Genomic DNA, 21771 nt, shown 5'->3' with positions numbered 1-21771 from the left:
CCCTTGTGTACCCCGTCAGCGCCGTTTCTTGCGTACCGGGGCGCCCACGTAGTCCGCGAGGTGCTCGCCGGTCAGCGTCGTGCGACCGGCGACCAGGTCGGCCGGGGTGCCCTCGAACACCACCTTGCCACCGTCGTGACCGGCACCGGGGCCCAGGTCGATGATCCAGTCGGCGTGCGCCATCACGGCCTGGTGGTGCTCGATCACGATCACCGACTTGCCCGACTCGACCAGGCGGTCGAGGAGCGCCAGGAGCTGTTCGACGTCGGCCAGGTGCAGGCCGGTCGTCGGCTCGTCCAGCACGTAGACGCCGCCCTTGTCCGCCATGTGCGTGGCGAGCTTCAGGCGCTGGCGTTCGCCGCCGGACAGGGTCGTGAGCGGCTGGCCCAGCGACAGGTAGCCGAGGCCGACGTCGTTGAGCCGCTCCAGGATCGCGTGCGCGGCGGGAGTGCGGGCCTCACCGGAGCCGAAGAACTCGACGGCCTCGGCGACGGGCATCGCGAGCACCTCGGAGATGTCGCGGCCACCGAACTTGAACTCCAGCACGGCCTGGTCGAACCGCTTGCCCTCGCAGACGTCGCAGGGGGACTCGATCGTCGCCATGATGCCGAGGTCGGTGAACACCACGCCGGCGCCGTTGCAGTTCGGGCACGCGCCCTCGGAGTTCGCGCTGAACAGCGCGGGCTTCACGCCGTTGGCCTTGGCGAACGCCTTGCGGATCGGCTCCAGCAGACCGGTGTAGGTCGCGGGGTTGGACCGGCGCGACCCCTTGATGGGCGTCTGGTCGACCACGATCGCACCGGCGTCGCGCGGCAGCGACCGGTGGATCAGCGACGACTTGCCCGAGCCCGCCACACCCGTGACCACGGTCAGCACCCCGAGCGGGACGTCGACGTCGACGTCGCGCAGGTTGTTCGTGGACGCCCCGCGGATCTCCAGCACCCCGGTCCGCTCCCGCACGGACGGCTTGAGCGACGCGCGGTCGTCGAGGTGGCGGCCGGTCACGGTGTCGCTCTTGCGCAACCCCTCCAGCGACCCCTCGTAACAGATCGTGCCGCCGCCCCGGCCGGCACCGGGACCGAGGTCGACGATGTGGTCCGCGATGGCGATCGTCTCGGGCTTGTGCTCGACGACGAGCACGGTGTTGCCCTTGTCCCGCAGGCGGAGCAGCAGGTTGTTCATCCGCTCGATGTCGTGCGGGTGCAGCCCGATCGTCGGTTCGTCGAACACGTACGTCACGTCGGTCAGCGCGGACCCGAGGTGCCGGATCATCTTGACGCGCTGCGCCTCGCCACCGGACAGCGTGCCCGCCGGCCGGTTCAGCGACAGGTACCCGAGACCGATCTCCACGAACGAGTCGAGGGTGTGCGCGAGCTTGTCCACCAGCGGTGTGACGGACTTGTCCTTCACACCGCGGATCCAGTCCGCCAGGTCGGTGATCTGCATGTCGCACAGGTCCGCGATCGAGACGCCCTTGATCTTGGACGACCGCGCCGCCTCGGTCAGGCGGGTACCGCCGCAGTCCGGGCACGTGCCGAACGTGGCCGCGCGGTCCACGAACGCGCGGATGTGCGGCTGCAGCGCCTCGCGGTCCTTGGACAGCATGGACTTCTGCAGCTTCGGGATCAGGCCCTCGTAGGTCAGGTTGATGCCGTTGACCTTGATCTTGACCGGGTCCCGGTACAGGAAGTCGTGCAGTTCCTTCTTGGTGTACTTGCGGATCGGCTTGGCCGGGTCGATGAAACCGGACTGCGCGAACGTCTGCACGGTCCACTGGTTGTCGACGTTGTAGCCGGGCACCTTGATGGCGCCCTCCATGATCGACTTCGTCTCGTCGTAGACCTCGGTCAGGTCGATGTCGGAGATCTGACCGCGGCCCTCGCAGCGCGGGCACATGCCGCCGGTGATGGAGAACTCGCGGCGCTCCTTGACCTTCTGGCCGCCCTTCTCGATCGTCACGGCGCCCGCGCCGGAGATCGAGGCGACGTTGAACGAGAACGCCTGCGGGCCACCGATGTGCGGGGTGCCGAGGCGGCTGAACAGGATGCGCAGCATCGCGTTCACGTCGGTCGCGGTGCCGACGGTCGAGCGGGGGTCGGCGCCCATCCGCTGCTGGTCGACCAGGATCGCCGTGGTGATGCCCTCCAGGAGGTACACCTCGGGGCGCGGCAGCGTCGGCATGAACCCCTGGATGAACGCGCTGTAGGTCTCGTTGATCAGCCGCTGCGACTCCGCGGCGATGGTGCCGAACACCAGCGAGCTCTTGCCGGACCCGGAGACACCGGTGAAGACCGTCAGCCGGCGCTTCGGGATCTCCACGTCGACGTCGCGCAGGTTGTTGACCCGCGCGCCCTGCACGCGGATCAGGTCGTGGGTGTCGGCATCATGCGCCGCCGGTGCTGTCCTGGTCATGGCGCAAAGCTAACTCGCGCCACTCGGCTCTGCCTTCTTGATTCCTGATTGGTTATCCGCGAATCCGGTAGTGGTAGGTGCACACCTCGCGGAACCCCGTCCGTTCGTACAGCCGGAACGCCGTGGTGTTCGCCTTCTCCATCTGCAGGTACATGTGGTTCGCCTCGCGCGCGGCCGCCCACGAGGCCAGTGCGGCGAGCACGGACCGTGCGGCGCCTTGACCACGTGCGTGCGGGAGTGTCGCCATGCCGAACACCCCTGCCCACCCCTCTTCGGTCACCGCGCGTCCCACGGCCACCACCTGGCCGTCCACCTCGGCGTGCGCGTAGGCGGACGGGTGCTCGACGCGGCTGAGCAGGTCGCGTTCGGCGCTGACGTCCCTCGTGGTCACGGCCTGCCACGCCGCGAGCCACTCGCCGGTCGGCCGTGTCGTCACCTCGCCCGCGTCCGAGTGGGACTGGCGCAGCACCTCGGAGGTCGACGCGATCTGCAGGGACATGTCGTGACCCCGCGCGTAACCCCTGTCGTCCAGCGTCCGGTCGAGGTCGTCCGCGCACACGCCCGGCGTGATCTGGAACCGCGCCCCGGACCCGCGTTCGGCGCAGAACTCCTCGGCCTGGGCCACCCGGTCCTCGCGGTCGTGCGGCAGGACCGCGCTCACCCACCAGGCGTCGCCGGGGGAGTGCCGCAGCCACCAGCCGCCCGCCTCTTCGACGTGCGCGGCGGGCTGGGCCCGCGCCGCGCACTCCTGCAGCGTCTTCAGCAGCACGTCAGTCCAACGACCCCAGCAGCCAGTTCCCCGCCTCGGCGGGATCCTCGGAGAAGTAGAACTCCCGGATGGCCGCCAGCAGGGCCTGTGTGGACAGCAGGCCGTCCTCGTCGGACAACAGGTCGTGGATCCCGCGCGCGTCGCGCTCCGAGAGGTTCATCAACGCGCCGGTCCACTTCACGTGCTCTTCGAGCGTCAGCTTGCCGTCGTCGTCCTCGTCCGCGACCGCCATCACCGCGTCCAGGAACGGCACATAACCCTCGTCGAAAGACTCCGGCGTCTCCAGCAGCCCGTTGGCGAACGCGTTCTTGTACTCCTCGACGCTGATGCGCCCGTCGCGGTCCAGATCGGCGACCGACGCCAGGTGCTCCCACAGCCCGATCAGCATGTCGTGGAACCGCACGGCCTTCGGGTCGTCCGCCGCCAGCCCGAACGCCTTCGTGGTGCGCTCGGCCGCCTGGGTGAAGTCGTCCCGCTCGACGTACCCGTCGCCGTCGGTGTCGTAGGTCCGGAACCTGCGGGCGAGCTTGCGGTCGAGGAAGGCGGTGATCTCCACAGGACCCTTCTACCGCATCCGGCTCTGAAGCAACACGTCGGTGTTCACACCGCGAAACCGAACTCGCGGGGCCTCAGCGCCGCCCCAGCCCGGACAACGCGCTCGCGACCACGACCATGCCGATCATCCCGATGATCGCCGCCACACCGCCGACCGCGGGTTTCGACACCTGCTGGACGTGCGCGACCGGCCGCGGGGGCGCCGGTACGTCCGGCGCCGGGGCGGGCGGCTCGGGGTCGGGAGGGAGCGGGGCGCTCAGCGACTCGATCCGGACGACCGCGCTCTCGCCGATCGCGCCGCCGGCACCCGCGCCGGACACCGTCAGCCGGGAGTTCATCGGCGCGGTGACCTGGCAGGTGTAGGTGACGCGGGAGCGGGGCGGCAGCACCGCGAACGTCCGGCGGCACGCGGCGGGCTCGCCGTTCACCTGGACGTTCTCGATCGGCAGCCCGGACGGGTTGCCGACCGTGACCGTGACGGTGACGACCTCGCCGTCCCGCGCGCGGTCCTTCGACCAGACCGCGCTGATGGTCAGCCGCGGGTAGATCACCTCGACCCGCACGGACGCCGACGCCTCGACCTTGCCGCCGATCCTGTCGGCGGCCGAGACGGTCGCGGTCAGCGCACCGCTCTCGTCGCCCGCCGGTGCCGTGCAGTCCACCTTCGAGGTGGCGCCGGGGTCGAGCTGCCCCTGCATGGGGTCGCACCCGGCGGCCGCACGGGCGGCCAGGCCGTAGAGCGGGGTGTCGCCAGTGTTCGTGACCGTCGTCGTGAACTTCACGGCCTGGCCCGGGAGCGCCGTCACCGGTTCGGTCGCGGTGGTCGCGCGCAACGCCGGGTGCAGCACGTCCACGGTCGACGACCGCTGCGCCGCGAGCGGATCACCGGCGAGACTGGTGCCGCTCGCCGCGACCGTCGTGGGGTAGTCGTCGTCGGCCGCCGTGGACGAGCACGTGCGCGTCGCCGTGGCACGCGGGGCGATCGTGCCGACCTGCTGGCCGCACACGGTCACGCCTGTCGCGGGTGCGTCACCCGCGTTGGTGACCGTCGCGGTCTGCGCGACGGTGTCCTTCGGGTGCGCGACGGGCGTGGCCGGGTCGACGGTGAGGGTGAGCTCGGGGAGCGGGAACGACCACGCGATGCTCTGGACGAGGAACGCGTCCTCGTCCCTCCGGAAGGCCAGGTCGGCGCTCTTCGTGCCGGGCTTGAGGACGCTCGCGTCGACGGTGACGGTGCGCGCGTCGACGCTCATGTTGTTGGGGTACGCGGCGCCCTGTGCGGACGACACGAACGCGTTGCGCCCGCCGACCGCGGTGCCGTTGACCAGCATCTGGTCGCCGTCCGTTGCCCAGTCGCCCTCGTACGCGGTCACCCCCACGCGGATGTCCCCGCCGGTGGGGTGCGTCGGCGCGATCGGGGTGTGCAGCACCGGCTTCCCGGTGGGGAGCCGGACGTGGCCGCCGTGCACCGCGACGTGCCGCTTCGCGGGTGCTGCCGCGGTGGCGTTCGCGAACTTCCACACGACCGTCAGCGACCAGCCGCCGAAGCAGTCGAACCCCTGCGGCGCCCAGACGTTGCCGACCGTCACGGTGCCGCTCGTCAACGCCCGCGTGACGTCTGCTTCGGCGCTGTAGAAGGCGTTGTCGGTGTGGGAGAGGCCGTCCGGGCCGTCGATGACGAACCGGCCGGGGCTCACGCGGGTGCCGTTGAACGTGACGGGGTCCCGCGGGGTGCCGGGTGGCGGCACGTCGTCGCGGCAAGTCGCGCTGCCCGCCCAGCCGAGCTTGGCGTAGGCGACGGTCGCGCCGGCCGGTATGGCGAGCTGGGCGCTGGACGAGGTGACCGTCGCCGGGTCGTCGTCGACGTCCGTCCACGACATGCGGTGGCCGTTGTTCAGCGCGGAGGGCCCGTGCCCCTTGCGGTGCAGGGCGTCCACACAGGACTTCGGGGAGTACTTGGGGTCCGGTCCCGCCTGCTCGGGAGTCGGGCAGGTCAGGACGGAGTTGCCGACGACCGTGACGTCTCCGTACACCGCCTCGTCGAACTGGGTGCGCCACACCTCGGCCGCGGCGACCGGCGGGCCCGGGGTGAGCAGCGGAACCAGCAGCACGACGGCGATGAGGATCGGTACACGCATGCCAGGCCTTCCGGTCGGGTCGGCGCACAGGTTGGCATGGTTGGACGGCGTTGTCACCGCCCGTTGATCACCGCGTCGTCACTCTCCGTCCGGGACGGACATCGCTGGTTCTCCTGTTCGTGTCCAAGGCTTTCACGTCGGCTGTCCGAAGTGGACTTGCTGTGCACTTGATCAACACCCATTGCTCTTTCCGGGCGGGGAAGAGTGCCGGGAAGCGTGGTGTTGGTGGTCAAACGGTGTCCGCTGTGGGGAGATTGAGACCATGTGGACCGGGCTCGTCATCGTTCTCGCGTCGGTGGTCGTCACCGCGCTCGCCCTCCTGCTGTTCGGGCGTTCCCGCGCCCACGACCAGGCCGACGACAGGGACGCGGACTCGCGCGGCTTCCTCGGCGCGGTGATCAGCGGCCTGTTCATCGTCGCGCTGGCCTTCTACGTGGTGATCGTCTGGGAGGAGAGCGGCGCCGCCGGGGACAACGCCTCGCGCGAGGCCGCCGCGGTCGCCGACGTCTACTGGCAGACCGCCGTGATGCCGCAACCGCAACGCGACCACATCCGCTCACTGCTCACCGAGTACCCGAAACTGGTGGCGGAGCGGGAATGGCCCAAGCTGGCGGCGGGGGAGTCCGACGACAGGACGAGCGAGACGCTGAACTCGCTGCACACCGAGATCCTGTCGCTGCCCGCGTCACCGGACCAGGTGAAGAGCGCGCGCGAGCGGTCGCTGGAACGGATGCGGGAGATCACCGACCTGCGGCGCGACCGGCTGGACTCGGCCGGCGGCCTGGACAACACCGGCCGGATCATGCTGATCGGGACGATCGCGGGGGCCGTCGCGATGGTCGTGTTCCCGATGATGATCGGGTTCACGGCGCGCAAGCGGCACATCCTGCAGATGAGCCTGACCTCGGCCGTGCTGGCGCTCGTCTGCGTGCTGTGCGCGGGGATGACGCAGCCGTTCGACGGGGTGTTGCGGGTGGAGCCGGAGGCGTTCACGAGTGTCACGGAAGAGTTGGCCGGGATACCCGTGGAGGCGAACCGGTGAAAAGAGTGTCCACTGTGCTGGGTCACGAGTTCGGCGACAACCTGCGCCCCGCGTGGGGACGCAGGACCGCGCCGCAGCGGCTGGCCCGAGTCGGCCGGGTTCACCTGGAAGCACGTCGAGGACCAGAGCGAGCTGCACGCCGCCACGATGGCGGCGTACGTGGCCGCGAACCGGGCGGTGCCTGGGCCGCGCTGCCTCGTCGTGTGGGAGGTCGACAGGTTCTGGACGGCGGTCGCCGAGTAGCACCGGGGCACCGGCGAGCCGCTGCGGTCCACTGACGTCCCGTCCGTCGAGAACGAGGGACTGCGCGCGAACCTGTGGACCTCGAACAGGAGCCTGGGCGACGGCACGCGTGTCGGCCTCAGCGAGGCGCTCCTGTTCGAGAAGGCCGGCGGCGCCCCGATCCCCGGCTACCGCGAGCTGATGGCCGCCGGTCAGTAGCCGCGGTCGGGCAGCATCACCCAGAGAACGAGGTAGACGACGAACTGCGGTCCGGGCAGAAGGCAGGACAGCAGGAACAGAAGGCGCACGGTGCCCGCCTTCATCCCCCAGCGCTGGGCGAGCCCCGCGCAGACACCCGCGATCATCCGGTTGGTCCTGGGCCTGCTCAAAGCAACTGTCGTGGTCATGTACCCAGGATGCCCGCTGTCAGGCATCTTTCACATCGGGACCAACCCTGGTTCGACCCGGATGAGGCAGGTCACGCGATCTCAGGGGTCCGGACCGCAACAGCGGCGGGCTGTCAGACGTTGGCGGTCGAGAGCTGGTCGACGAACCTGAGGCACGTGGTGCGCATGGTGTCCACCGTCATCGCCCGCGAGCCCGCGAGCACCTGGAGCGCGAGGCCGTCGAGCATGCTGACCATCATGTTCGCCAGTTCGAGCGGGTCACCGGACAGGTGGATGTCGCCGGAGGCCTGCCCGTCGCGGAAGATGCTCGCGACGATGTCGCGCCACTCGCCGTAGAAGCGCTCGTTGAGCTCCTGCAGCTCGGGGTTGCGGATGGCCTCGACCCAGAGCTCGACCCAGACCTTCCACGCCTCGACCGTCTCGGCGCCCTCGGGGAGGTACGACTCGACCACCATGCGCAGGCGCGAGAGCGGCGGCTCGTCGGACTCGAGGATCCAGCGGCGGCGTGCCACCGAGACCTCGAAGCAGTGCTCGAAGGCCGCGTCGGTGAGTTCGCGCTTGGTCTCGAAGTAGTAGTGGACCGTGCCGCCGGACACGCCGGCGTCCTTGGCCACGTCGGACACCCGGAGATGGCGGAAGCCCTCAGCCGCGATCACCTTGCAGGTGGACGCGAGGATCTGCGCCTTGCGTTCGGCTTCCACGCTTGGACGGGGCATCCGTCACCTCCTGATTTAGCCCGAACCATACCGAAACGGGGAACGGAGCTCGTGCTCGTCGACCTTTTCCGTCTCGACTGGAGGCGGTGCGGGAAGGATCGTCACCTCTGCGGACCGGCGCAGCTCAACCGGCCATCGGCCGTTCCGCTCAACGCAGGTTCGGCCCTTCGGCTGTCCACTGCGAACCGTCCCCGGAAGGCCGCTCCGCACGAGGCCGGCGTGGGTCGTACGTCCTCCGCACGCCCACGGCTCGTACGCTGATCCGGTGGTCGCACCCCCCATCGCGCCGGAATCGCCGGAACTGCCCGCGCGCAGGCGAAGAGTGAGCCGTCCGGTGTTGTCGCGCATGGCGCTCGCCGTCACCGGCGGCGTGCTGATCTACCTGAGCTTCCCGCCGCGCCCGCTGTGGTTCCTGGCGCCGGTCGGATTCGCGTTGCTCGCGCACGTGATCCACGGCAGGCGTGCGCGCGCCGGATTCGGGTACGGGCTGTTGTTCGGGCTCGGGTTCATGGTGCCCCTGCTGCAGTGGACCGGTGAGTTCGTCGGCCTGATCGCGTGGCTGCCGCTGGCTCTGGTGTGCGCGTTGATGATCTCGATCGGCACGGCCGCGATGGCGTTCGCGTCGCGCGTGCCGGGCTGGCCGCTGTGGGCCGCGTGCCTGTGGGTGGCGGACGAGGCGCTGCGCGGTGTGGTCCCGTTCGGCGGCTTCACCTGGGGCAAGATCGCGTTCGGGCAGCCGGAGGGCTGGTTCCTGCCGCTCGCGTCGCTGGGCGGGGCGCCGCTGGTGACGTTCGCGGTGGTGCTGACCGGCTTCGGGCTGTTCTGGCTCGTGAAGAACTGGAAGCTCGGCCTGCCGCTGTTCGCGGTGCCGCTGGTCGTGGGCCTGGTGGTGCCGGTGGGGGTGGACGCCTCCGCGGGGACCGTCACCGTCGCCGCGATCCAGGGCAACGTGCCGCGCGCCGGGCTCGACTTCAACGCGCAGCGCCGGGCCGTGCTCGACAACCACGCCAAGCGCACCCGGCAGCTGGCCGCCGACGTCGCCGCGGGCACGGAGAAGCAGCCCGACATCGTCATCTGGCCGGAGAACTCGTCGGACATCGACCCGTTCCGCAACCCGGACGCCGCCGCGGTGCTCGACGCGGCCGCCGACGCCATCAAGGCGCCGATCGCGGTGGGCGCGGTGATCCTCGACAAGAACGACGGGCTGCCGCGCAACACCGTGGTGCTGTGGGAGCCGGGCAAGGGGCCCACGGACACCTACACGAAGCGCAAGCTGCAGCCGTTCGGCGAGACGATGCCGATGCGGTCGTTCTTCCGGCTGTTCGCCTCCGAGGTGGACCGGGCGGGCGTCTTCCAGCCCGGCACGGACCCGGAGGGTTTCGTCATGGGGCCCGCGAAGGTCGCACTTGACACATGTTACGAAGTGGCGTTCGACTCAGTGGTCCGCGACTCCGTGACGGCCGGCGCGACGATCATCGCGATCCCGACGAACAACGCCACTTTCGGGTACACGGAGATGACCTACCAGCAGCTTTCCATGTCCAGACTGCGGGCGGTGGAGCACGGCAGGGCCGTGGTCGTGGCGGCCACCTCGGGGGTCAGCGCGATCGTCGAACCCGACGGTTCCGTCACTCGGAAGACTGGGCTCTTCGAGCCTGGTGCCCTGGTCGCGACACTGCCGCTGCGGTCGCAGACTACTCTGGCGACTTGGCTAGGAGCCTGGCCCGAGTGGGTGATTACCGCTGCGGGCCTCGCGGCGTTGGCGCTGGGCTTCACCCGACGACGGAAGGACTCGAATGGCGCAGCAGCCTGACCAGGAACTCGGGCAGGTGCTGGTGGTGATCCCGACGTACAACGAGCGGGACAACATCGGAAAGATCGTCAAGAGGCTGCACACGGCACTGCCCGACGTGCACGTGCTGGTGGTCGACGACGGCAGCCCCGATGGCACCGGCCAGCTCGCCGACGAGATGGCGGCCGCGGACGACCGCGTCCACGTGATGCACCGCACCGAGAAGGCCGGGCTGGGCGCCGCGTACGTCGCGGGCTTCCAGTGGGCGCTCGACCGCAACTACGGCGTCATCTGCGAGATGGACGCCGACGGCTCGCACGCCCCGGAGCAGCTGCACCGGCTGCTCGACGCCCTGCCGAAGGCCGACCTGGTGCTGGGCTCGCGCTGGGTGCCGGGCGGCGAGGTCGTGAACTGGCCGGCGCAGCGCAAGTTCCTGTCGCTGGGCGGCTCGCTGTACTCGCGGCTCGCGCTGGGCGCGAACATCCGCGACATGACGGGTGGCTACCGGGCGTTCCGCGCGGACACCCTGCGCAAGCTGAACCTCGCCTCGGTCGCGTCGGCCGGGTACTGCTTCCAGATCGACCTGCTGTGGCGCACGCTGGAACTGGGCTTCCGGGTGCGCGAGGTGCCGATCACGTTCCTCGAGCGCGAGTTCGGCGAGTCGAAGATGAGCGGCAACATCGTCCGCGAGGCACTGATCCGCGTGACGAAGTGGGGCCTGCGCCGCCGCGGGAACCAGGTCAAGGACCTGTTCACCGGCAAGAGGAAGTAGTCGCGCGGCCACTTCGGACCGTTCGTCGTGGACGGTCCGAAGCGGCGGCCGTCATTTCCCGTTCCCCTCGCACGTGTTGTAGCGAATCGTGTGTCGGAATGGGGCTTCGCGAGCGTTTCCCGATTGCGGAAGATTCGTGGTCGAAGGTAATGAGCCGGTCTCGGACCCGGGTATTACCTTTGTTCCCATGGGCCTCGCCGACCGGATGATCCGCCTGCTCTGGGCGGCCGGTGGTGAGGACGTGGCGGAGCGGGTGCTGCGCGAGCATTGGCGGTTGCTGCCGTCCGACGACCCGCTGGGCCGGGCGCTGCGGTCACGGCTGGTCGAGGCGCTGCGGGCCGAACTGCCCGGCCGGGACGCCGAGATCCGCGAGGCCGTGCTGGCCGACGAGATCAGCCTCCTCGGCGCCGCCGAGCGGGTGCGGCCGAGCCGCGCCGCCGTGCTCGGGATCGTCCGTGCTTTGCAGGGCTCGTGAACGGGTATCACCTGGGCATGACGCTGGTATCCGAACGCCATCCGCTCCGCGCTCTCGGCCTGTTCGCGGGAGCGGTGCTGGTGACCGCCGTGGTGGGGTCGCTGTTCTCCGTGTCCGCCGGGTCGACGTACACGGCGCTGGAGCAGCCCTCCTGGGCGCCGCCCCCGTGGCTGTTCGGTCCGGTGTGGACGCTGCTCTACGTGATGATCGCGGTCGCCGGGTGGCTGGCGTGGCGGGCCGGGGCGACGCGGCGTGAGCTGACGCTGTTCGGCGTGCAGCTCGTGCTGAACGCGGCCTGGACGCCGTTGTTCTTCGGGCTCGGGTGGTTCTGGGTGGCGTTCGCCGAGATCCTGGTGCTGTGGCTCGCGATCGTCGCGGTGATCGTGGTCTTCTCCCGGCGCAGCAAGGCCGCCGGCCTGCTCCTCGTGCCCTACCTGGGCTGGGTGAGCTTCGCGGCGGCCCTGAACCTGTCGATCGCCGTCCTCAACTGACAGGCCTCGACTGACGGGCCTCAGTTGACGGGCGAGTCGCTGCGCGAGCGTTCGACCGCGGTCGTGGCCACCCCGAGCACGATCATGCCCGCGCCGAGGCCGAGGTGCAGCCAGTTGTCGGCCGTGTTGACGGGCAGGAAGTTCGCGCCGGTGTGCTCGCCGATGGCCGAGCCGTAGACCCACAGGAACACGTAGACGCCACCGCCCGCCACCAGGAACACGCGGGCGAACTGGGACCGCTTCGCGGCGAGCAGGCCGAGGACTCCGAACAACAGGTGCACGAGGTTGTGCAGCACGGACACGGCGAAGAGGCCGAACAGGAGCGCGCCGGAGTGGCCGGCGAAGCTCAGCTCGTCGTAGTGTGTGGTGATGCCCGGGATGAAGCCGAGCACACCGACGAGCAGGAACGCCGCGCCGACCGCTGAGGCTGCCGTTTGTACTGGTCGCATGTGCGGTGGCTACCCGGTGACGGCCGGGATGAACTCCCGCAGCACCTCCATGCCGGTCGTTGAGGGCGCTCCGGCCGGTTCGGGGCCGAGCACGCGGGCCAGGACGGGGCCGAGCACCTCGCGGAAGAAGCGGTCCGCGTGGTCCTTGCTCTCCCACACGGCGATGATCCGGAACTCCCCGTCGGCGCGGCAGGCGTAGCGGGCGCGCAGGCCGTCGGGGTCGACCGCGCCCATCATCCGGTCGAGCTGGTCGAGGGACTGGGTGGGCGGGGTCGCGATGGTGAGCCACATGAGGTCCTCCTCGGTCGGTGTGGCTCCCAAGGTAGGAAGTTCGCGCTGGTCAGCCATCCGCCGGAGTACTCGGTGCGGTACTCATCCACGCCGCGATCTGGCTGCGGGTGCTGAAGCCGAGCTTGGTGAGGACGTGCTGGACGTGGTTCTGGGCGGTCCGTTCGGAGATCACCAGCCGGCGCGCGATCTGCCGGTTCGTCAGTCCCTCGGTGACCAGCGTCGCGACCTCGTGCTCGCGGCTGCTCAGCTCTGTCGTGGTGAACGCCGTCATGCCCAGCGCGCGGATCGCCCGGTCGGCGGCGCGCTGCACGGCGTCGGCCTCGCGGCCCAGGGCGCGCAACGCCGCCGCGAGGTGCCAGCGGGCCTCGGCGGCGAACGCCGGGGCGCCCGCCCGGGAGGCCTCGTCCACGGCGGCGGTGAGGTCGGTGACGGCCTGCTCGTGCTCGCCGAGCGCCAGGTGACCACGCCCCAGCGCGAGGGTCACCGGGCCCATGTACGCGACGCCGTTGCCGGCCGCGTGCTCGCCGCGGAACTCCGCGAGCCGGGGCAGGATCACGCGCAGGTCGCCGGTCAGGCCCAGCCCCGCCGTCACCAGGACGGCGTCGACCAGCCCGGGCAGCACGAAGAACGCGGGCAGGTCCCACTCGGCGACCGGGCCGGAGCGCCGGTAGAACTCCAGGGCCTCGTCGCGCAGACCCGCGCGCAGCAACAGGAACGCCCGCGTGAGCTTCGACATCAGCCGGAACCGCGGCGGCGGGTCGTGGAAGTGGCGGGCCAGCGCCAGGCCGTCCTCGGTGGGGCCGAGGTGGCAGGAAAGCCCGCACTGCAGGGCGAAGTAGGCGCCCGACGCCGGTTCGCGCTCGATCACCCGCATCCGGTCGTAACCCCGCCGCCCCACCTCCTGGGCCTCCGCGAAACGGCCCTGTGCCTGGGCGATGCACGCCGTCACGACGTCGAGGTGCCACAACGGGACCTGGCCGCCGACGCGTTCGCAGGCGAGCTTCAGCGCCGGCAGCTCCTCCTGCGCGGCAGCGAGTTCGCCGCTCTCGACCAGCGCGTGGATGCGCCACAGCGAACCCCACATCGCACCGCGCGGACTGTGCGTGCGGTGGGCGAGGGCGATCATCTCGGTGGCGAGGCCGAGTCGTTCGGCCCGGCCCGCCGGCCCGGGACACGCCTCCTGCCTGGCGTGCAACGCCTCCGCGAGCGCGCGGTCGTCACCCCGTGCCAGGCGCAGTGCCTCCCGGCTGAGCTCGTCGAGCCGGTGCTGCTCGCCGCGGTAGAACGCGAGGTGGCTGCGCTGGGCGAGCAGCCGGGCGCGCGTGGGCGGGCTGACGTCGTGGCGAAGAGCGTTGTCGCACAACGGGGTCGCGATCGCGTTGACGCCCGCGCCGGGTGCGGCCTCGAGCACCAGTGCGGCCTCCGCGATCTCCTCTGCGGTGCCGGCCAGTTCGGCGGCGCGCTGGGCGGCCTGGACGCACCCCGCGAGGTCCCCGGCGAAGTAGGCGGCCCGGCCCAGCGCCACCTGGACCTCGTGGCTGTCCTCGAGAGCCGCCGCGGCCCGGTAGAGGCGTGCGCCCTCCTCGTAGGCGAGCCGCTTCACCGCGTCCCGTGCCGCGCGGATCGTCCACGTGCGGGCTTCCTGCGTCGCACCGCAGGCGTTCCAGTGCCGGGCGACGTCCGCGTAGCGCGTGCTGTCCGCCATCGCCCCGGCGATCCGGCGGTGCAGCGCGCGGCGTTCGGCCGGGGTGAGCGCGGCCTCGACCGCGTCCCTGGTCAGGGCGTGCACGAACCGGTGCCCGGTCGCGTCGATCAGCGTCGCCGCCTCGTCCAGCGCACTGATGGGCACTCCGGAGGCCGCCTCGGCGAGGTCGAGGTCGAAGTCGCGGCCGATCAGCGCCGCCGTCCTGATCAGCTCGCGGGCGGCGGGGGAGAGCCGGGTGAGACGGGCGGTGACGATGTCGCGGACGCTGCGCGGCGGTTGGTCCGCGCGCCACGTGCCGTCCTCGACCGCACGGGCGATCTCCGTGACGAACAACGGGTTTCCGCTGGTCAGCTCCGTGATCGTGGCCGCGTGCTCGGCGCCGGCCAGTTCGGCGACCTCGTCGGCGGACAGCCCGTGCAGGTCGATCCGGTCGGCCGAGCGCATGAGGTCCGCGACCGCCGGGCACGGGTCGCGGAAGGTCGCGAACAGCAGCACGCCGCGCAGGTGGGTGGCGAGGTGGGCGAGCACGAGCAGCGACGCCTCGTCGGCCCAGTGGACGTCCTCGACGACGATCACCAGGCCGTCGCGGTCCAGTGCGGACGCGATCGCGTCGAACACCCGGAACCTGTCCTGCGGCACCTCGGCGTCGTGCGCGAGCACGTGGTCGGGATCGGCACCGGCCGCCTTCAGCACCTGCCGCCACGGCCAGAACGCGGGTGCGCCCTCGGTCTCGACGCAATGCCCCCACACGACCTCCCGGCCGAGCGCGAGCGCGTGCCCGGCCAGTTCCTGGGCCAGCCTCGTCTTGCCGATGCCCGGCTCGCCGCCGCAGAGCACCAGCCGTCCGGTCTCCGCCGCCAGCCACGACCGTGCCGCAGCGAGTTCACGGGCACGCCCCACGACCTTCACGCCTGGATATCGCTCCGTCGCGTGACCACGTTTCCCACGAATGCGGAGATAAATGGTTGACCGCCGCGCGGACGCTCCGGCAAGGTAGCCCGCATGCGCCGCTATCGCAGCTATCCGCCCAGCTCAGGCTCTCCGTCGTGATGCCGTAAGGCCTCGTCGGCGTCGAGAGCCGCCCTCACCGTGAGAACGGGTGGGGGCGGCTTTTTCGTGTGCTCGAACAATGGTGGAGAGGGGGCTGTGGAGCCCCGCCCGTCTGTAAAACGGGAGCCTCGCGCAGAGTCGGTTCGACTCCGACCTCCACCACCAGCCGTTGCGCCAGCGGGGTGACCCCCGGCAACGACCGCCTGCCTCGCCACGACCTACTGGTGGAGGAAGGGGAAACATGTCCATCGACATCCAGCAGCCCCGGCCGCAGGGCCTGGTCGGGAGCCACGTCCACATCGCCGGCACCGCGGGCGGCGCGTTCGAGGCGCAGTTCAACTACCGCATCCACGAGGGTCACGACGAGGTCGTGGGCGGGTTCACGGCCGGAGACGGGACCGGCGGCCACGGCCAGTTCCAGGTGCAGGTCGACGTGTCGGGTGCGGCGTTCGCGCTCGACCGGCTCTTCGTCGAGGTGTTCTGGGTCTCGCCCAAGGACGGCGCCGAGCTCGACAAGATCATCGTGCCGGTCGTGTACGGGCCGCGGATCGTGCCCGGCTACCGCGTCTACCAGGAGTACGAGGTCAAGCCCGGCGACACGCTGTGGGGCATCGCGACGCAGTTCTACGGCTCCGGCAACCTCTACCCGCGCCTGGTGCGGGCCAACCCGCACGTCATCACGAACCCCAACGTGATCACCCCTGGGAGCGTGATCCGGATCCCGCAGTCCTGAGCCCGACGGGTCCTCCCCTCGACGCGGACGAGGGGAGGACCCGCCTTCTTTCGGTCAGAACACCTCTGTGACGGCGCCGACACCCCTCGTCGTGAGTTGGGACACGGGCTCAAGTGAAGCTGTGCCGAGGACCTGGTGCCTTGTTGGTTTCATACAAAGCACGCTGCTCAACTCGTTCCGCTCCAGCGGTTTTGTTACCGGGTAGTAGACGAGAGTGTGTACATCGATTGGGCGGCGACTGCCGCTGAGGTTGTCTGTCCGCGAGGAGAGAAGTCGTTGTTCAGTCGTGTAGCGATCGTCAACCGCGGGGAAGCCGCAATGCGGCTGATCCACGCCGTCCGTGAACTCGCCGCGGAGTCAGGGGAACGGATCGAGACCGTCGCCCTGTTCACCGATGTCGACAAGTCCGCGCCCTTCGTCCGGGAAGCCGACCTCGCCTACAACCTCGGCCTGGCGGCGGACCGTCCGTACCTGAACCTGCAGGTGCTGGAGAAGGCGCTGGTCGAGACGAAGGCCGACGCCGCGTGGGTCGGCTGGGGCTTCGTCGCCGAGATCCCCGAGTTCGCGGAACTGTGCGAGAAGGTCGGCGTCACGTTCGTCGGCCCGTCCGCCGAGGCCATGCGCAAGCTCGGCGACAAGATCGGCTCGAAGCTGATCGCCGAGGAGGTCGGCGTCCCGGTCGCGCCGTGGTCGCGCGGTGCCGTCGAGAACCTCGAGCACGCCCTGAAGGTGGCCGAGGAGGTCACCTACCCGCTGATGCTCAAGGCGACCGCCGGTGGTGGCGGCCGGGGAATCCGCAAGATCACCTCACCGGCTGAGATGGAAGAGAACTTCGACCGCACCAGCATGGAGGCCGAGCGCGCGTTCGGCTCCGGCGTGATGTTCCTGGAGCGCCTGGTCACCGGCGCCCGGCACGTCGAGGTGCAGGTCATCGCCGACGGCCAGGGCACGGCGTGGGCGCTCGGCGTCCGCGACTGCTCGGTGCAGCGGCGCAACCAGAAGATCATCGAGGAGTCGGCCTCCTGCGTGCTGCAACAGCACCAGGTCGACGAGCTGAAGACGTCGGCGGAGCGGCTCGCGAACGCGGTGGGCTACCGCGGCGCGTGCACCGTCGAGTTCCTCTACCACCCCGGCGAGAAGCTCTTCGCGTTCCTCGAGGTCAACACCCGCCTGCAGGTCGAGCACCCGATCACCGAGATCACCACCAGCTTCGACCTGGTCAAGGCGCAGCTGCACGTCGCGGGTGGCGGCAGGCTGGAGGGCTCCAAGCCCGTCGAGCTCGGTCACGCCGTCGAGGCCCGCCTGAACGCCGAGGACCCGGACCGCGACTTCGCGCCGTGCCCCGGCACGATCGTTCGGCTGGAGCTGCCCGCCGGCCCCGGCATCCGCGTCGACACCGGTGTGGCCGAGGGCTCGCAGATCCCCGCCGACTTCGACTCGATGATCGCGAAGATCATCGCGTACGGCCGCACCCGCGACGAGGCGCTGGGCAAGCTGCGCCGCGCCATGGCCGAGACGACCGTCATCATCGAGGGCGGCACGACCAACAAGAGCTTCGTGCTCGACCTGCTCGACGAGCCCGCCGTGATCGACGGCTCCGCCGACACCTCGTGGATCGACCGCGTCCGCGCCGAGGGCGGCCTGATCTCGCACCGCCACTCCGCGATCGCCCTGGCGGCCGCCGGTATCGAGGTGTACGAGGACGAGGAGCAGATCAACCGCACCGCGCTGCTGGCGTCCGCGCGTGGCGGCCAGCCGCGCACGAACCACGAGGGCGCGGTCAAGCTGGAGTTCGTGCTGCGCGGCCAGCCGTACGTCGTGACCGTCGCCCGCGTCGGCGCCACGAGCTACCGCGTCGGTGTGGCCCCCGCCGACTCCGAGACCGTGCTGACCGCTGACGTCGACGTCGAGCGGTTCGACCACCACGTCGGCCAGATCACCGTCAACGGCGCGCGGTTCCGCGTCGTCACCGGCACGCACGGCCCGGTCCACCAGGTGGAGGTGGACGGGGTCACCCACCGCGTCACCCGTGACGAGGGCGGTGTCCTGCGCTCGCCGATGCCCGCGCTCGTCGTCGCCACGCCGCTCGCGGTCGGCGACGAGGTCGAGGCCGGGGCTCCGGTCCTGGTGCTCGAGGCGATGAAGATGGAGACGGTGCTGCGCGCGCCGTTCCGCGCACGCCTCCGGGAGCTGAACGTCGTCGTCGGCACCCAGGTGCCCGCCGGTGGCGCGTTGCTCAAACTGGAGGAGGTCGAGGACGAGGACGGCGCCGTCGAGGAGCAGAGGTCCGAGTCGTCGGTCGAGCTGGAACTGCCCGCGCCGCGCACGGACGTCCGGCCGGAGGAGCTCGTCGCGAGCGGCATCGACGACCTGCGCAACCTGTTGCTGGGCTTCGACACCACCGCCGCCGACACCGAGCGGGTGCTGAAGAACTACATGGACGCGCGGGGCGACCTGCCGGAGCGTCCGCTGGTCCTGGAGGCCGAGCTGCTCGGCATCTTCGCCGACCTGTGCGACCTCTCGCGCAACCGTCCCGCCGGTGAGGACTCCAAGCCGGAGAACCACATCCACTCCCCGCGCGAGCACTTCCACACGTACCTCAAGACGCTCGACGCCGACCGTGCGGGGCTGCCGGAGGGCTTCCGCGCCCGCCTGCAGAACGTGATCGGCCACTACGGCATCACCGAGCTCGACCGCACGCCCGAGCTGGAGCAGGCCGTCTTCCGGATCTTCGTGGCGCTGCGCCGCGGTGTGTTCGACGCGGCCGTCGCGACGACCCTGCTGCGCCAGTGGGTGCAGGAGGCGCCGCCGGTCGAGTCGGAGCAGGTCCGGATCGGCCTGGTGCTGGAGCACATCGTCGCCGCGACGCAGGTCCGCTACCCGGCGGTGGCCGACCTCGCCCGCAGCGTCGTGTTCACCTGGTTCGCCCAGCCGCTGGTGCGCCGCAACCGCGCCCGCGTGCACAGCGAGGTCCGCAAGCACCTGATCCACCTCGACGCGCAGCCGCAGGCGGCGGACCGCGAGGACCGGATCGTCGCGATGGTGGCGTCGGCCGAACCGCTGGTGCGCCTGCTCGGCCAGCGCATCGGCAAGCCCGGCGCGGACAACACCCCGCTGCTGGAGGTGCTGGCCCGCCGCTACTACACCAAGAAGGCGCTGGAGAACCCGCGCGTGCACGGCGCGTTCTTCATCGCGGAGAACGAGCCGGAGCAGACCCGTCTCATCTCGACCGCGGTGGAGTTCCCGTCGCTGACCGACGCCATCGGTGACGTCGTCAAGCACGGCACCGGAAGCGCTGTCGTCGCGGACCTCTACGTCAACTGGCCCGGCGGACCGTCCGACCAGGACGAGATGGCCGCCGGCCTCGGTGCCGCGCTCGCCGCGCACCAGCTGCCGCCGACGATCACCCGCATCACCACCACGGTGGCGGGCCGCCGCGGCGAGTCGATGCACCACCACTTCACGTTCCGCCCGTCGTCCAACGGGTTCGCGGAGGAGAGGCTGGTGCGCGGGCTGCACCCGCGCATCGCCGAACGCATGCAGCTGGAGCGGCTGCGGGAGTTCGACCTCACCCGGCTGTCCTCGGTGGACGAGGACGTCTACCTGTTCCGCGCGGTCGCCAAGGCGAACAAGTCCGACGAGCGCCTCGTCGCGCTGGGCCAGGTCCGCGACCTGACGCCGTTGCGCGACGACGAGGGCCGGATCGTGGCCCTGCCCGCCGCCGAGGACGTCCTGGCGACCTGCCTGGACGGCATCCGCAGGGCTCGCGCGCAGGCCGGTGGCCGCACCCGCCTGGCCACGAACCGCGTGGTGCTCTACGCGTGGCCGCCCACCGAGCTCGGGTCGAAGGACCTGGACGCGGTCGCTCAGCGCGTCCTGCCGACGACCGCCGGCCTGGACCTCGAGGAGGTCCTGTTCCTGGCGCGCCGCAGGGACCCCGCGTCCGGTGACGTCTCCGACATCGCGGTGCGGATCGCGAACGACGCCGGTTCCGGTGTGCGGTTCTCGTTCGTGCAGCCGCCGACGGACGCGATCCAGCCGCTGGACGACTACCGCCAGAACGTCCTGCGCGCCCAGTCGCGTGGCACGATCTACCCGTACGAGCTGGTCGAGATGCTCGTCGGCGACGGCGGGTCGTTCGTGGAGCACGACCTCGTCGACGGTGCGCTGGTGCCGGTCGACCGCCCGCGCGGCGGCAACAAGGCCGGCATCGTCGTCGGTGTCGTGACCACGCCGACGCCCGCGTACCCCGAGGGCATGAAGCGCGTGGTGCTGCTCGGCGACCCGACGAAGTCGCTGGGCGCGCTGGCCGAGCCCGAGTGCTCGCGGGTGATCCACGCCATCGACCTCGCCGAGGAGCTCTCCGTTCCGCTGGAGTGGTTCTCGCTGTCGTCCGGCGCGAAGATCTCGATGAGCTCCGGTGTCGAGAACATGGACTGGGTGGCCGCGGCGCTGAAGCGGATCGTCGAGTTCACGCAGGACGGTGGCGAGATCAACGTCGTCGTCAACGGCATCAACGTCGGCGCCCAGCCGTACTGGAACGCCGAGGCCACGATGCTCATGCACACCAAGGGCATCCTGGTCATGACCCCGGACTCGGCGATGGTGCTGACCGGCAAGCAGGCGCTCGACTTCTCCGGTGGCGTCTCGGCCGAGGACAACTACGGCATCGGCGGCTACGACCGCGTCATGGGCCCGAACGGCCAGGCGCAGTACTGGGCCCCGAACCTGCGGTCGGCGTTCGACGTGCTGCTCGGTCACTACGAGCACAGCTACGTCGCGCCGGGCGAGACCGGTCCGCGCCGGGTGTCCACTTCGGACCCGTCGTCCCGTGACGTGTCGTCGTACCCGCACGTGGTGGGGGACAGCCCGTTCAACACCGTCGGCGAGATCTTCTCGATCGAGTCCAACCCGGACCGCAAGAAGCCGTTCGACATCCGCACGGTCATGCGCGCCCTGTCCGACCAGGACCACGAGGTGCTGGAGCGCTGGGCCGGCATGGCCGACGCCGACACCGCCGTCGTCCAGGACGTGCACCTCGGCGGCATCCCGGTGACGCTGCTGGGCGTCGAGTCGCGCGGTGTCGCCCGCACCGGCTTCCCGCCCACCGACGGCCCGGACACCTACACCGCCGGCACGTTGTTCCCGAAGTCGTCGAAGAAGGCGGCCCGCGCGATCAACGCGGCCTCCGGCAACAGGCCTTTGGTCGTGCTGGCGAACCTGTCCGGCTTCGACGGCTCACCGGAGTCCATGCGGGAACTGCAGCTGGAGTACGGCGCCGAGATCGGCCGCGCGATCGTCAACTTCCGGGGCCCCATCGTGTTCACCGTGATCTCGCGGTACCACGGCGGCGCGTTCGTGGTCTTCTCCAAGGCCCTGAACCCGTCCATGACGGTGCTCGCGGTCGAGGGCTCGTTCGCCTCGGTCATCGGCGGCGCACCCGCCGCGGCCGTGGTGTTCGCCCGTGAGGTGGACGGCCGCACGGCCAACGACCCGCGCGTGAAGAAGCTGGAGTCCGCGGTGGCCGAGGCCTCCGGTGCCGAGCGCTCGGCCCTCACCGCCGAGCTGACCTCGACGCGGCAGTCGGTGCGGACCGAGAAGCTGAACGAGATGGCCGCCGAGTTCGACCGGGTGCACAGCGTGCAGCGCGCGGTCGAGGTCGGGGCGGTCGACGCGATCATCTCGGCCGCTGAGCTGCGGCCGGCGATCATCAAGGCGATCGAGGACGGTCTCGCGAACTAGTTCTCAGTGA

At 70.6% G+C, this 21771-nt stretch carries 16 protein-coding genes and 1 tRNA gene; 8 read left to right on the top strand and 9 right to left on the bottom strand.

All coding sequences use genetic code 11. The features are described from left to right. Window positions 1-15 precede the first annotated feature (15 nt). From DFR72_RS04835 to DFR72_RS04820, 4 genes are all read right to left on the bottom strand, one after another. Complete coding sequence (locus DFR72_RS04835) at window positions 16-2412, bottom strand: ATP-binding cassette domain-containing protein (protein WP_090063844.1); 2397 nt, start codon at window positions 2410-2412, stop codon at window positions 16-18. Between the two features lie 52 nt (window positions 2413-2464). Further along, window positions 2465-3181, bottom strand: coding sequence for a GNAT family N-acetyltransferase (locus DFR72_RS04830; protein ID WP_090063845.1), 717 nt, complete (start codon window positions 3179-3181; stop codon window positions 2465-2467). A 1-nt stretch (window position 3182) separates the two neighbouring features. Beyond that, window positions 3183-3737: an EF-hand domain-containing protein gene (locus DFR72_RS04825; RefSeq protein ID WP_090063846.1), complete on the bottom strand. Its 555-nt coding sequence runs from the start codon at window positions 3735-3737 to the stop codon at window positions 3183-3185. 73 nt (window positions 3738-3810) lie between these two features. Then, window positions 3811-5874 (bottom strand): hypothetical protein, encoded by a 2064-nt coding sequence (locus tag DFR72_RS04820; RefSeq protein WP_090063847.1) that lies wholly within the window; start codon window positions 5872-5874, stop codon window positions 3811-3813. Window positions 5875-6136: 262 nt separating this feature from the next. On the opposite strand from DFR72_RS04820, the gene DFR72_RS04815 reads away from it, so the two are divergent. Continuing rightward, complete coding sequence (locus DFR72_RS04815; RefSeq protein WP_090063848.1) at window positions 6137-6916, top strand: bestrophin-like domain; 780 nt, start codon at window positions 6137-6139, stop codon at window positions 6914-6916. Window positions 6917-7350: 434 nt separating this feature from the next. On the opposite strand, the gene DFR72_RS04810 is transcribed toward DFR72_RS04815, so the two are convergent. After that, complete coding sequence (locus DFR72_RS04810; protein ID WP_090064506.1) at window positions 7351-7545, bottom strand: PspC domain-containing protein; 195 nt, start codon at window positions 7543-7545, stop codon at window positions 7351-7353. Between the two features lie 113 nt (window positions 7546-7658). Next, window positions 7659-8261: a TetR/AcrR family transcriptional regulator gene (locus DFR72_RS04805; protein WP_090063849.1), complete on the bottom strand. Its 603-nt coding sequence runs from the start codon at window positions 8259-8261 to the stop codon at window positions 7659-7661. A 265-nt stretch (window positions 8262-8526) separates the two neighbouring features. On the opposite strand from DFR72_RS04805, the gene lnt reads away from it, so the two are divergent. The 4 genes from lnt (at window position 8527) to DFR72_RS04785 (ending at window position 11791) form a co-directional block, all read left to right on the top strand. After that, complete coding sequence (gene lnt / locus DFR72_RS04800; RefSeq protein WP_245982518.1) at window positions 8527-10074, top strand: apolipoprotein N-acyltransferase; 1548 nt, start codon at window positions 8527-8529, stop codon at window positions 10072-10074. After that, window positions 10058-10825 carry a polyprenol monophosphomannose synthase gene (locus DFR72_RS04795; protein WP_090063850.1) on the top strand — a complete coding sequence of 256 codons (768 nt, stop codon included), beginning with the start codon at window positions 10058-10060 and terminating at the stop codon, window positions 10823-10825. Before lnt ends, DFR72_RS04795 begins: the two co-directional genes overlap by 17 nt. A 187-nt stretch (window positions 10826-11012) precedes the next feature. After that, entirely contained in the window at window positions 11013-11300 is a 288-nt protein-coding gene (locus DFR72_RS04790; protein ID WP_090063851.1) for a hypothetical protein, read from the top strand. Window positions 11301-11317: 17 nt separating this feature from the next. After that, window positions 11318-11791: a TspO/MBR family protein gene (locus DFR72_RS04785; protein ID WP_090064508.1), complete on the top strand. Its 474-nt coding sequence runs from the start codon at window positions 11318-11320 to the stop codon at window positions 11789-11791. Window positions 11792-11811: 20 nt separating this feature from the next. Here DFR72_RS04785 and DFR72_RS04780 read toward each other — a convergent pair whose 3' ends face one another. The 3 genes from DFR72_RS04780 to DFR72_RS04770 are packed head-to-tail and all read right to left on the bottom strand — an operon-like array spanning window position 11812 to window position 15145. Beyond that, a complete protein-coding gene (locus tag DFR72_RS04780) occupies window positions 11812-12240 on the bottom strand; it encodes a DUF4383 domain-containing protein (protein WP_090063852.1) in 429 nt (142 codons plus the stop codon). Window positions 12241-12249: 9 nt separating this feature from the next. Further along, complete coding sequence (locus tag DFR72_RS04775) at window positions 12250-12531, bottom strand: hypothetical protein (protein WP_211335303.1); 282 nt, start codon at window positions 12529-12531, stop codon at window positions 12250-12252. 49 nt (window positions 12532-12580) lie between these two features. Next, window positions 12581-15145 (bottom strand): ATP-binding protein, encoded by a 2565-nt coding sequence (locus tag DFR72_RS04770; RefSeq protein ID WP_090063854.1) that lies wholly within the window; start codon window positions 15143-15145, stop codon window positions 12581-12583. A gap of 222 nt (window positions 15146-15367) precedes the next feature. On the opposite strand from DFR72_RS04770, the gene DFR72_RS45355 reads away from it, so the two are divergent. The 3 genes from DFR72_RS45355 (at window position 15368) to DFR72_RS04760 (ending at window position 21761) form a co-directional block, all read left to right on the top strand. Beyond that, window positions 15368-15451: transfer RNA gene (locus DFR72_RS45355), tRNA-Tyr, on the top strand. 76 nt (window positions 15452-15527) lie between these two features. Further along, a complete protein-coding gene (locus tag DFR72_RS04765) occupies window positions 15528-16019 on the top strand; it encodes a Gmad2 immunoglobulin-like domain-containing protein (RefSeq protein ID WP_090063855.1) in 492 nt (163 codons plus the stop codon). 276 nt (window positions 16020-16295) lie between these two features. Further along, window positions 16296-21761 carry an ATP-binding protein gene (locus tag DFR72_RS04760; protein ID WP_090063856.1) on the top strand — a complete coding sequence of 1822 codons (5466 nt, stop codon included), beginning with the start codon at window positions 16296-16298 and terminating at the stop codon, window positions 21759-21761. The last annotated feature ends 10 nt before the right edge of the window (window positions 21762-21771 follow it).

Origin of the sequence: Lentzea flaviverrucosa, assembly GCF_003350445.1 — a bacterium.
Taxonomy (GTDB): Bacteria; Actinomycetota; Actinomycetes; order Mycobacteriales; family Pseudonocardiaceae; genus Lentzea; species Lentzea californiensis.
This window is presented reverse-complemented; position numbering and strand designations above follow the sequence as displayed.